General features: G+C 62.2%; 9 protein-coding genes. 6 read left to right on the top strand and 3 right to left on the bottom strand.

The window, feature by feature from the left end; genetic code table 11:
• Both rpoD and V7080_RS17230 read left to right on the top strand, forming a co-directional pair.
• Positions 1–2,285: RNA polymerase sigma factor RpoD (gene rpoD / locus V7080_RS17225; RefSeq protein WP_442947247.1), on the top strand; the 2,285-nt coding region annotated here is incomplete at its 5' end.
• 123 nt (positions 2,286–2,408) lie between these two features.
• Positions 2,409–3,548 carry an NAD(P)/FAD-dependent oxidoreductase gene (locus V7080_RS17230; RefSeq protein ID WP_334189627.1) on the top strand — a complete coding sequence of 380 codons (1,140 nt, stop codon included), beginning with the start codon at positions 2,409–2,411 and terminating at the stop codon, positions 3,546–3,548.
• Between the two features lie 30 nt (positions 3,549–3,578).
• Here the strand turns inward: V7080_RS17230 and V7080_RS17235 are convergent, their stop codons facing one another.
• Positions 3,579–6,272, bottom strand: coding sequence for a LuxR C-terminal-related transcriptional regulator (locus V7080_RS17235; RefSeq protein ID WP_334189628.1), 2,694 nt, complete (start codon positions 6,270–6,272; stop codon positions 3,579–3,581).
• Between the two features lie 538 nt (positions 6,273–6,810).
• Between V7080_RS17235 and V7080_RS17240 the strand changes: the two genes are divergently transcribed.
• From V7080_RS17240 to V7080_RS17250, 3 genes are all read left to right on the top strand, one after another.
• Positions 6,811–8,172 carry an alpha/beta hydrolase family protein gene (locus tag V7080_RS17240; RefSeq protein ID WP_334189629.1) on the top strand — a complete coding sequence of 454 codons (1,362 nt, stop codon included), beginning with the start codon at positions 6,811–6,813 and terminating at the stop codon, positions 8,170–8,172.
• A gap of 118 nt (positions 8,173–8,290) precedes the next feature.
• Complete coding sequence (locus V7080_RS17245) at positions 8,291–9,496, top strand: hypothetical protein (protein ID WP_334189630.1); 1,206 nt, start codon at positions 8,291–8,293, stop codon at positions 9,494–9,496.
• Positions 9,497–9,611: 115 nt separating this feature from the next.
• A complete protein-coding gene (locus V7080_RS17250; RefSeq protein WP_334189631.1) occupies positions 9,612–9,854 on the top strand; it encodes a hypothetical protein in 243 nt (80 codons plus the stop codon).
• 26 nt (positions 9,855–9,880) lie between these two features.
• Here V7080_RS17250 and V7080_RS17255 read toward each other — a convergent pair whose 3' ends face one another.
• Positions 9,881–10,108 (bottom strand): hypothetical protein, encoded by a 228-nt coding sequence (locus V7080_RS17255; RefSeq protein ID WP_334189632.1) that lies wholly within the window; start codon positions 10,106–10,108, stop codon positions 9,881–9,883.
• 102 nt (positions 10,109–10,210) lie between these two features.
• The gene (locus V7080_RS17260) at positions 10,211–11,005 is read right to left on the bottom strand and encodes a putative signal transducing protein (RefSeq protein ID WP_334189633.1); all 795 of its coding nucleotides are present in this window, start codon (positions 11,003–11,005) and stop codon (positions 10,211–10,213) included.
• Positions 11,006–11,077: 72 nt separating this feature from the next.
• Here V7080_RS17260 and V7080_RS17265 point away from each other — a divergent pair, with 72 nt between their 5' ends.
• Positions 11,078–11,503 carry a DUF1810 domain-containing protein gene (locus V7080_RS17265; protein ID WP_334189634.1) on the top strand — a complete coding sequence of 142 codons (426 nt, stop codon included), beginning with the start codon at positions 11,078–11,080 and terminating at the stop codon, positions 11,501–11,503.
• The last annotated feature ends 370 nt before the right edge of the window (positions 11,504–11,873 follow it).

Consider the following 11,873-nt stretch of genomic DNA (forward strand, 5'->3'; position numbering starts at 1 on the left):
TGCCGGCGCCGCTTGCACAACCGGCACCCGAGGCGACGGCGTCGGCAGATGTTCCGGCTTCCGCGCCGGCAGCGACTTCCGCATCCGCCCCTGCACCCAGGCAGAAAGCCGTCGTGGTGAGAAAGGCGGCGCAGAAGCCGGTCGAGAATGCGTCGAAATCCGAACCCGGCGTTCCCGCCGCGGTTGTCCAGACCACCGATGCCGCGGCGCTGGCTGCCATCGATACCAGCGGCTATGCGTTGCCTGGGGTGAAAGTGCAGGCCCGCCGCGGGCGGCGCCCGACCGAATACCAGCCGGAGCAGGAAGAGGTCGCCGCATTGAATGCGGTCGAACGCGCCGAACTGCGTGCCGCGTCCCGCAGCAAGAACCGGCAAGCCAAGGAAAAAGGCAACGATGCCGCCAGCGAAGCACAGCTCGAAGCGCAAAAGGAACAGATCAAGCGGCTCATCGCCATCGGCAAGGAGCGCGGCTTCCTGACGCACGGCGAAATCAACGACCACCTGCCGGAAGACGTGGTCGACGCCGATGCGATCGAAGGCCTGATCGGCACGTTGAACGAGATGGGCATTGCCGTCTACGAACAGGCGCCGGATGCGGAAACCCTACTGCTGTCGGACAAAGTTGTCACGGCGGCAAGCGAGGACGAGGCGGAAGCGGCGGTAGCCACGGCCTTGTCGGCAGTCAATCCGGATTTCGGCCGCACCACCGACCCGGTCCGCATGTACATGCGTGAAATGGCGACGGTTCCCCTTCTGACGCGCCAGCAGGAAATCGATATCGCCCGGCGCATCGAGGAGGGCCAGAAGGACATGATGCAGGCGATTGCCGCTTGCCCGACGACGATTGCCGAAGTGCTGGCTCTGGCCGGCAAGATCGAGAACAGCCAGATGAATGTCGATGACGTCATTGACGGACTGGTCGATGCGGCAGCAGCCGCCGCGCCGCTGCCGGAGGCGGCGGCTGACGAGGCGGTCGACGACGAGGACGCCGATCCGGCCGAAGAGCTCGCCGACGATGAAGACGATGATGCCGCCACCGGCGCGTCCAGCAGCCTGTCGGAAAAGGAAATGCAGGAACTGCGCAAGCAGGCGCTGGCGAAATTCGCCGCCATCTCCGCCGAATTCGAGCGCATGAATGCGGCACGCGAGAAGGACGGCTATGGATCGCCTGCCTACGTCGCGGCCAAGAATGCGATCGTGCAGGAAGTGCTTGGCATGCGGTTCACCGCGAAGACCATCGAAAAGCTCAGCGATACGCTGCGCGCGCAGATGGAAGACCTGCGGCAGATCGAGAAGCAGATCCTGGATGTCGCCGTCAACAAGTGCGACATGCCGCGGGCGCATTTCATCCAGGCCTTTCCCGGCAACGAGACCCGGCTCGAATGGGTGGATGAGGAAGTCGCGGCCGGACGGTCGTACAGCGCCGCGCTCGGCCGCCAGGCGCCTGCCGTCAAGGCATACCAGCAGCGCCTGATCGACCTCGAGGAGCGGGTGCAGGTGCCGCTGGCGGACCTGCGCCAGATCAACCGGCAGATGACCACCGGCGAGAAGCGGGCGCGCCAGGCCAAGCGGGAAATGACCGAGGCCAACCTGCGGCTCGTGATTTCGATCGCGAAGAAATACATCAACCGCGGGCTGCAATTCCTCGACCTGATCCAGGAAGGCAATATCGGCCTGCTCAAGGCAGTCGACAAGTTCGAATACCGCCGCGGCTACAAGTTTTCGACCTACGCCACCTGGTGGATTCGCCAGGCCATCACGCGCGCGATCGCCGACCAGGCGCGCACGATCCGCGTGCCGGTGCACATGATCGAAACCATCAACAAGATGAACCGCATCTCGCGCCAGATCCTGATGGAGACCGGCGTCGAACCGGACGCGGCGACGCTGGCGGCGAAGATGGATATGCCGGAAAGCAAGATCCGCGACGTGATGAAGATCGCCAAGGAGCCGGTATCGATGGACATGCCGGTCGGCGAAGACGGCGATACGCTGCTGGGCGATTTCATCCAGGACGAAACCACGCTGGCGCCGGCCGATGCGGCGATGCATGCATCGATGCGGTCGGTGATCAAGGAAGTGCTGGACTCCCTGCCGGCGCGCGAGGCGAAGGTGCTGCGCATGCGCTACGGCGTCGACATGGCGAGCGACTTCACGCTGGAGGAAGTCGGCAAGCAGTTCGACGTCACCCGTGAACGCGTGCGCCAGATCGAAGCGAAGGCCATGGCCAAGCTGCGCCACGCATCGCGCGCGGACCGCCTGCGCACGCTGCTGGAAAAAGGCTGACGGCAAGCAGGGTCCTGCCACGGGAAGCCGCCGGAACGGCAAAGCGGCATAATCGGCCTGCATGGATGAGCAAATCCATGCAGGCTTTTTTATTGCGCGAACCTCACGGAAAGGAGGACCGGCATGGACAACAAGCAGCCTCACAAGGCGGACTACCTGATCATCGGCGCGGGTATCGCCGGCGCATCGATCGGCTACTGGCTGGCACCGCATGCCAGCGTCATCCTGCTGGAAGCGGAAAGCCAGCCCGGCTATCACAGCACCGGGCGTTCCGCGGCGCTGTTCTACGAAAGCTACGGCCCGCTTCAGGTCCGCGCACTCACGCGTGCCAGCCGCGCCTTCCTCGACGCACCGCCGGCCGGCTTCGCCGCGCATCCGATCCTGTCGCCGCGCGGCGCGCTGATGGTGGCCATTCATGGCCAGGCCGATCTGCTCGACAAACATGAAGCGGTCGTGCGATCGGTGACCGCCGGTGTGCGGCGGCTCGATGCCGACGAAGCCTGCGGCTTGGTCCCTGTGCTGCTGCGCGAGCGGATTCTCGGCGCGGTGCTGGAACCGGACGCTGCCGATATCGATGTCCATTTGCTGCACCAGGGTTTCCTGCGCGGCGTGCGAACCGCCGGCGGCGCCGTGCATTGCGATGCGCCGGTCACCGCCATGCATCAAGCCGGAGGGGCGTGGCATGTCGCGGCGGGCGGACGGGAATTCGAAGCGGCGGTGGTGGTCAATGCCGCCGGCGCCTGGTGCGACCGCATCGCCGCGCTTGCGGGCGTGCCGCAGGTCGGGCTGGAACCGAAACGCCGATCGGCGTTCATTTTCGCGCCGCCGGAAGGCATGCCGACGGCGGACTGGCCAATGTTCATCGGCGTCGACGAATCGTATTACGTCAAACCGGATGCCGGCATGCTGCTCGGCTCGCCGGCCAACGCCGACCCGGTCGAGCCGCACGATGTCCAGGCGGAAGAACTCGATATCGCGATGGCCATCGATCGCATCCAGCAGGTGACCAGCCTGTCGATCCGCCGTCCGCAGCGGGTGTGGGCGGGCTTGCGCTCCTTTGTCCGGGACGGGGACTTCGTCGGCGGTTTCGATCCCGCCGCGCCCAATTTTTTCTGGGCGGCGGCGCAAGGCGGCTACGGCATCCAGACATCGCCCGCCGCCGGCGAGTTGTACGCGGCGATGCTCAGGGGCGTGGCTATTCCCTCTTACCTGGAAGACGCCGGCGTGCGCCCGGGCGAGCTGAATCCGGGCCGGCTGCGCTGAGTTCGTTCGGCTTCGCCGGGCGCTCGATGGTCAGGTGTGCAACAGCCCGAGGCTGGCCGCACGACGTACGGCGGCATTGCGCTTGCTGACGTTCAGTTTCAGGAAGATGCTTTTGACATGCGTCTTTACCGTCTCGGGCGTGATTTTCAATATCAATGAAATTTCCTTGTTGGATTTGTCCTGCGCCACGAGCTGCAGCACGCTGACTTCGCGCGGACTGAGGGTGATGGCGACGTTGGCCGCGTTCCCTGCGCCGGCGTCGGCAAGCTCATTGACAAACGCCATGTGCGCCATGTTGCCGACGTCCTGCGGTGCATGTTTCTTATATGCCGCAATCAGCGGCATCAGGCCGACGGGTTGCGACAGGATCGCCCCTTTCAGTCTGATGGGCTGGGCAATGGCAATCACTTCATCGAATCGCCGGATACCCTCCTCTCTTCGTCCCGACTCGATTTCCGCATATGCCAGCGGCACGGCGCTGAGCACCGTGCTGTAGACGTCACCGAGGCGTACGGCATCCTGGTAGACGGTGTCGAAATGCCGCCTTGCCTCTTCGAACCGGCCTGACGCCAGCGCGAACTGGCCTTCGGCGAGTTCCACATAGGTTTTTACCTGGGCCGGAAGGACCTGATCGGTTTTTTGTGCCGCAGCGTACACGTCGCGAATGCGGATGAGGCTGGCGCGTGCCTGCGCGATGCCTTTCTCGCGCAGGAAGAAACAGACTTTCTCGTATGCGGCGATGACCTGCAGCCTGGCGACACCGGAGAGCGCCGCGGTCCGCTCCCATTTTTCAAGCAGGCTCAATGCATATTCATTTTCCTGCCGCAGAGCGGCAACGTTTGTCGCCGCGGTATACGTGCTGCAGATGACGTCGATGTAGCCGGTTTGCGGAACCAGGTCCAGCGCATCGTTCAATGCCGCTTCCGCCGCAGGCAGTTCGAGTTTTTCATAATGGATCAGCCCGAGCATGCCGCTGCACAACGCCCCCATCACCGACGATGATCCTGGCCGGGAATTGGCGCGCCGCTGCGCCTCTTCGAGGTGGCGCTGCGCACGGTCCAGGTGCAGCTGTGTTATTTCGGCGATGGCGAGCAATATTTGCTGGTAGACCATCGGCATGAAGGAGTACTCATCATCCCGGCCCTTGGAGGCCAGCAGCGAGTGCTGGTAAAACTCGGTCCACTGCCTGAACTGCAAAAACGAATAGGCGGCCACGCTGCGCAGTGTTTCAGCCAGCGCGGGATACGCGATCGGCTGCTCCAGGCATTCCACCGACAGCTTGAGCGCGACATCGAGGTCGTCGATCCTGCATGCCCAGATCGCGCGGATGGCCTGCAGGTGCCAGTCATGTTCGGCGCTGCGCGAGGAAGGCTCCGCCTGCAGCCGGCTGTCGATCAGTTCGATCAGGTCGGAAAGACTGGCGTTTTCCTGGTCCTGGTCGGTGAGGACCCGCACCATCGCAATCGCGCGCAGGATGCGCAAGGGCGTGGTCGGCCTTTTCGTCAGCTGCAGGCGGTTCTCCCACGCCAGCAGCGTCAGCAGGTCGCCCTTGTATGCCAGTCTCGGCGCACAGGCCTCGATCCATTTGATCGCCATGTCGATATTGTCCGCCGCCAGCGCCTGGTTGACCGCCTCGGACCAGTAGCCCTGTGCTGCATACCACTGGCTGGCACGGCTCGCAATATCGACGACATAGTCGCGGTTCTGCGCCAGGAGCCGCCTGGTTACGGATTCACGGGTGAGATCGTGGCAGCCGAACCAATAGCCGTCCTCCGTGACTTTTGCCAGCAGATTGTGCTTGTGCTCGACCTCGTCGATGAGCGCACGCGGTTCCGCAATGCCGGTCAATGCGACGAAGAGCGGGCCGCACATGCGTCCGACGATGCAGGTCATTTCCACCAGCCGTACCTGTTCCCGGTTCAATCCGGCCAGTACCGCGCCAAGCAGCTTTTCCATTCCCTCCTCGGCCATGTCGCTGCCGGGACCGATGGGCGACTGGCGGGCGCAGATGGCGTTCGAGGCGACCATGATGCGCAGCGCCGCCGCCCAGCCTCCGGTGAGCGCGTGTGCAATCGATGCCTGCTTGTCATGCTTGCTGTAGGCGCCGAACAGTTCCCGCGTTTCCGCCTCGGTGAAGCGGAGATCGCCGGCATTGATCTTTAGCACGGAGCCCGGCTTGCCCTCGTCGAAATCGGCCACGCCGTGCGGCCGGGACAGCAGCACCATGTGGAAATTGGATGGTGCATTGCGGAGCAGGAAGCGCACCGCGTCCTTTACCGGCGGCTGGGTGATGAGATGGAAATCGTCAAGGAACAGGAAGAACTCGCTGCCCTCTTCCGCGATGTGGTTGATCAGGTTCGAGATCAGTGGATAGCCCTGCAACGGATGCGGGGCAAAGCGCGCGGCAGGAAGCGTCTGCAGGGACTGGTCCTGGTAGGCATAGCCGATGGAGAAGGCAAGGTATTGCAGGAAACGCGTCAGTTCATTGTCTTCCTGGTCCAGGGCGAGCCATCCGACAACGGCATCCTTGGCGCGCAGCTCCCGTGCCCACACCGCGCCTATCGTGGTCTTGCCGAATCCCGACGGGGCGCTGACCACGGTGAGCGACGTCTCTTCGATCAATGCCGCATGCCTTCCGAGCCGGGGCCGCGCCACCAGCTTTGCGCTTGAGCGGGGCGGCCGCACTTTCGGCAGCAGAAGCGGCAGGTGGGTCGCATCATGCATCACGATTCAATACCTCGAAGTGGACGTACGGGAGTAGCGCCTGATTGTAGTAGGCGGCCAAAAACGCACTTTGATCTGTTGTTTCACCGCGTAAGCGCGGCTTCCCGCACTGTGGGCTGTTCGTGTAATTGGGCATTCCTGTCTCCGGTTAGTTCGCCGTCGTCGATCCGCATGCACTGTGCACTGGAAACCGGTATCCCCCTAATGGGGGATACGCGCAGGCTGCGATATCGACAAGCTTCCGCTCCCCCTTCCGGGGGATGTTCTTTTTTTGTGAGGTCAACATAATCAAGCTTCGCAGTCAGGGTTGCAGATAGCCCCCCGCCGGCATCGCATCACCGCCTCGCAGGGCCATGACTCCGGCATTTCACGGTGTGCCTCCACACCGGTTTGCCGCGGGTGCAGCGCCCGACTCTTCAAGCATGCGCAGGATTTCATCATCAAACTTTTAGTAAAGGAGCAAGCCCGACCAAAAAGCAATACCGGGTGCAACGCACCAACACCAATACCACCTCATACCAATAATTCGGAGACAAGAATGATGATTCAAAAAACGGTTGGCGCTTTGCCAACTGCGTTCCCACGCGCCGGTATCCGCGCCATGAAAGCCGGCCTGTTCGCTACTGCACTGCTCTGCTCCTACGGTGCGCAGGCACAAGTAGCGGTATTCCAGGAAAGCTTTTCTTCCGGCCTCGGCAACTTTACCTCGACAGGCACGGTAAGCACCAGCACCGGCGCTGCGCGCCTGGAAGGCTGCTATGGCTGCACCGATGGCGCCATCACCTCCAACCCGATCAATACGCAGAACTTCACCGGCCTGAGCGTCAGCTTCGACCGTGTCACTTCCGGCCTCGATACTGGCGAAGCCGGTATTGCGGAATACTCGACCAACGGCACCACCTGGACCACGCTCGAATCCACCCGCGCCACCACCAGCGGCCGCGTGACGTTCAACCTTCCCGCAGCCGCGGAAGGCCAAACCGGATTGCGCCTTCGCTTCCGCGTCGATGGCAGCCTGAGCAGCGAAACCTACACCGTCGACAATATCCAGCTCACGGGAACCAGCGGTGGTGGCGGCACGACCAATCCATTTGCGAAAGGACCAAATCCAACCACCACCTCGCTCGAGGCAAGTGTCGGCCCCTTTACCTACACCACAACCACCGTCTCCTCGTTCGCAGCCAATGGCTATGACGGCGGCACTATTTACCATCCAACCAACGTGGCCGGACCGTTCGCCGCAATCGCCATCTCCCCCGGCTACACCGGCACCCAGGAAACGATGAGCTGGTGGGGCCCGCGCCTGGCATCGCATGGTTTCGTGGTCATCACGATCGATACCAACTCGATCTACGACCAGCCCTACCAGCGCGCTCCGCAGCTGATGGCAGCGCTGAATCAGCTTGTTCAGTTGAGCAACACGAGTTCGCATCCGATCTACCGCAAGGTGGACCCGAACCGGCTCGGCGTGATGGGTCACTCGATGGGCGGCGGCGGCTCGCTGATTGCGGCTCGCGACAATCCTTCGCTGAAGGCAGCGATCCCGCTGGCGCCATGGAACAGCAGCGACAACTTCTCGACGGTCCGTGTACCTACCATGATCATCGCCTGCGAGAACGATTCGATCGCGCCTGTATCCAGCCACGCATCGCCGTTCTATAACAGCATCCCGTCGACGGCCACCAAGAAAGCCTTCATGGAGATGAACAACGGCGATCACTTCTGCGTCATGAACGGTGCCACCGAGTACTACCCGAAGATGGGCAAGTACGCAGTGGCATGGATGAAGCGCTTCATGGACAACGACACGCGCTACAGCCAGTTCCTGTGCGGCACGCCGCACCAGGCGGATCTGTCGAGCTCGCTGATCTCCGAGTATCGCGAAAACTGCCCGTACTGATCTGATCCGCATCATCGGCATGTAAGCATTCAGCCCATGCCACGATGGAGCCGGCGCATCCGCGCCGCGCTCCATCAATACTTTTCCATTGCATGCGAAAGCATGCGGAGAGTCCGTCATGAAATTGCATATCGTGTTGCCGTTCCTTCTTGCACCGATTGCCGGCGTGCTGATCGGCGTGCAAATTTTCGAAGGCACGGAGAATGTCGCCGGCGCGGGCGGCAGTACAAAAAACAGCAGTGTCCAGGCGCAGCCGGCCAGCCGGCAGGAAAGCCATGCATCACAGGCATCGGCAGGACCCAACGCCGAACAGGCCACGACCGGCTTTGCATTTGCCGACCTCATGTCCATCATGCGCAAGGGCGGGACGGGCGTCTCCGCACCCGCATTGCGGGCATCGTTCGAAGCGACCCTGCAGCAGCAACCGGGCGAGAATAAAACCCGCGCCATGCAGAGCGCGTTTAACGGATGGGTGCTCGAAGCACCGGCGGAAGCCCTTGCCCACATGGATAGCATTCCCGCCGAGGAGCGCCAGACGATCGTCGCCAATGCCCTCGCGGCCCTCGCGCAGAAACGCCCCGAGACATTCGCCAGCTATTCCAAGGCAATCGGCCAGGAAACCGGCACGGTGATCGCCGCGACCCTGGGCGCCATGTCGGAAAGCAACCCGACCGAGGCGCTTGGCTGGATTGCCCAGTATCCTCACCTCAATGAGAAGGGCGAGCTGACCGCCGTCGTCCTGCCGGGCTTGATCCGCAGCAATGTCGCGCTTGCCGCGCAGACCGTGGCGTCAATGACCGATCGCGCACCGGTCTCGCTGATCCAGCAGGTGGCCGTGTCCTATGCCCAGCATGACCCTGCGCAGGCATACCAATGGGTCAATCAGGTCATACAGGAACGGTCCGATGCTTCCCCGGCGCAACTGCTCAACCACGTCAGCAGCAGTCTTGCCGCCAGCAATCCGGCGGAAGCGGCGAAGTACCTGAACCGCACCGACGACCCGGCGATCAGGCAGAGCCTGATGAGCGAGATCGCCATACGGCATGGGCAGGAAAGTCTGACGACGGCGTGGAACTGGCTCAGCCAGTACAACAGCGACCCGCAGTATGCCGAGGCGGCGCAGAACCTGCTGTATCGATGGTCGTACACCAAGCCGGAGGAAGTCGCACGCATCCTTCCAACCCTGACCAACCAGGAATTGCAGGCGGCGGCGGGAACACGCCTGTCGATATTCTGGCAACAGCGCGACCAGGCGTCCTACCAGGCCTGGCTCGCATCGCTTCCGCCCGGCAGCCTGAAACAGGCGGCAACCCTGACGCAATAGTCCGGCCGACCGCATATTCGCCGGTCGGTTGATCCAGCCAAATCCGTGCCGGCGGATGTTTGCTATGCTTTTCGCAGGCCGGCGCATCGCAGCGCGGCATACGAAAGGACAGGCCATGGAATTTGAAGTGATCACTGTCGCCGTCGACACGACGGCGCAACCCTATCGCATCGGGGAAATCCGCAACGAGCGCATCGACACCACGAATCCCGACAGTCCGTTCACCGGCTGCACGACGATTCAGGAAATGGAGTTTGCCTATGAACGGTACTGCAACTACCGGGATGATCCGGATATGGTGAGCAATCCGGCGATGAAGGTGAAGGTGTTGTCGGTGAATCCGGTATTCGCGGCGTAGCGCGGCATACCGGATCGGAGGGGCTGTTAAATCCAGGACTCCCGCACCAGCGGATCGTCCCTGTCGCTGCGTTCAAGGCGGAACAGTCCCTTGGGCAGCTTGCTGCGCACATCGATCAGCGTGTCGCCGATCACGACATCGCCGGTGGGCCGGTTCAGGAGCAGCCGCCGCGCAACGTATTTGTCCGGGTAGTCCGGCGGCGCCTCGTACACCACCCAGATGGAATCATCGTTATTGTCTGTTGCATCACTCATTGCTTCTCCGGTTGATGATCGCCGCGCGTACCAGCCCGGGCGCGCGGATCGATCGGTTTGCATCGTTGATAACGCCCTTGCCTTCATGGCAAGGGCGGGAATTCAGTCCTGCCGTATAGATTCATTGGCGACCGCTTCACCGCTCGCATTGTAGAGTATCCGCATGTCCATCCGCCCGTCTTTGTCGGCGTCGCGTTCCTCGGCATGCAGTTTGCCCAGGTTGAAATACTGGATGCGGCGCGGCAGTGCGCTGGCGGGATGGAGATACTCGACCGACTGGAGCGTGCCGTGCCGATAGGTGGAACGCAAGTCATGAAAGCCGTCGCCGTCGGTATCGGTTTCCCGCAGGTGGGGATGGCCGGCGCGGAAAGTCTGGCGCGATTCGAACCTGCCGTTGAAGTCGTCGTCCGACACGGCCGATTCGAGGATGCCGTTGCTGCCGTAGGCGGTGATGTAATCCACCCTGCCGTCAAGGTTGCGGTCCGCCTCAGTCTTCACCGGACGGCCCGCAGGGGAATACGTCCGGTGCTCGTCGGGCACGCCATCGAGATTGTGGTCGATGCCATCGGTCATGACGGGCGTGCGGTAATACCCGTAGGCACAGATCAGGCCGGCAATCACACCGGCGGCGAACACCCCGAGCCGTCGGCCGCCGTTTGCGGGGGCGGATTCGTGAACCTGCGGCGGCTGGGCCGCGTCCCACTCATCGACGATCGCCTTGGCTGCTGCATAGTCCTGCTCCGCCACCATCACCCTCACCAGCCCGGCCGCAGGCAATTCACCGATGCCTCCTTGCAGATATTCGCCGTCGACCCGGCCGGACAACCCCTTCTGCTCCAGCAGATGGAGAATCATGTACGCCTCGACGGCATTGGATGCCTGATAGAGTGGTGTCATCGAATGAGGATGGCGGTTAATTAGATCCGATGGTAAATGAAATCGCATTGCAATGGTCGAGGTCCATCAAACATGAACGACGAATTCAATCTCCAGCGCTTCATCGATGCGCAAGACCCCCTGTATGACAGGGTACGCGCCGAGCTGCGCGCCGGCAGAAAACAGAGCCACTGGATGTGGTTCGTCTTTCCGCAGATAGAGGGACTGGGCCATAGCGCGACGGCCCGCACGTTCGCCATCGCGTCGCTCGCTGAAGCAGCAGCCTACCTGCGCCATCCGCTGCTGGGCAAGCGGCTCAGGGAATGCGCCGCACTGGTAGCGGCAGTGGAGAACCGCACGATCGCGGAAATCTTCGGGTATCCCGACGACATGAAATTCCACTCGTCGATGACGCTGTTCGCGCATGCTGCGCCGGAGGAAGCGGTGTTCCGGGAATGCCTGGACAAGTATTTTGCAGGGAAGCGAGATTCGTTGACGTTGGCACGGTTGGGGGTGTGACCTCGTACGGAGTTCTGCACGGATCGAGGGTTACACCAAATTTTGTGTTCGCTTACGTCTGCAAGGTAAAGAATGGTCAACTCCCTCCTCTTCAAGAGGAGGGTCGGGGTGGAGATGGTATGGCCGTTCATCCCCTTTTAGCGACGCCAAAAGTGCCCCAGTCAAAACGGATAAAGAAGCGAAATTTGTCTGAGCCGCAGGCGAGTTTATTTCGCTTCCCGTTGTGACCGCCTCACTTTTGGGCACCCCGAAGGGGCGGCGATAACGGTTCGCTGGAGCAGTGCTCCAGCCCTTTTTTGCCTCCTTTTTTGGCGAAGCAAAAAAGGAGGTGGCCCGCCGGGGCCAGTCCCGGCTAGTCTCTTCGAAGAAC

This window comes from Noviherbaspirillum sp. (genome assembly GCF_036846085.1).
Taxonomy (GTDB): Bacteria; Pseudomonadota; Gammaproteobacteria; order Burkholderiales; family Burkholderiaceae_D; genus Noviherbaspirillum.

Excerpts from the sequence above, each read along its gene's own strand:
- V7080_RS17230 (WP_334189627.1), top strand. The coding sequence starts at position 2,409 with ATGGACAACAAGCAGCCTCACAAGGCGGACTACCTGATCATCGGCGCG.
- V7080_RS17235 (WP_334189628.1), bottom strand. The coding sequence starts at position 6,272 with ATGCATGATGCGACCCACCTGCCGCTTCTGCTGCCGAAAGTGCGGCCG.
- V7080_RS17240 (WP_334189629.1), top strand. The coding sequence starts at position 6,811 with ATGATGATTCAAAAAACGGTTGGCGCTTTGCCAACTGCGTTCCCACGC.
- V7080_RS17245 (WP_334189630.1), top strand. The coding sequence starts at position 8,291 with ATGAAATTGCATATCGTGTTGCCGTTCCTTCTTGCACCGATTGCCGGC.
- V7080_RS17250 (WP_334189631.1), top strand. The coding sequence starts at position 9,612 with ATGGAATTTGAAGTGATCACTGTCGCCGTCGACACGACGGCGCAACCC.
- V7080_RS17255 (WP_334189632.1), bottom strand. The coding sequence starts at position 10,108 with ATGAGTGATGCAACAGACAATAACGATGATTCCATCTGGGTGGTGTAC.
- V7080_RS17260 (WP_334189633.1), bottom strand. The coding sequence starts at position 11,005 with ATGACACCACTCTATCAGGCATCCAATGCCGTCGAGGCGTACATGATT.
- V7080_RS17265 (WP_334189634.1), top strand. The coding sequence starts at position 11,078 with ATGAACGACGAATTCAATCTCCAGCGCTTCATCGATGCGCAAGACCCC.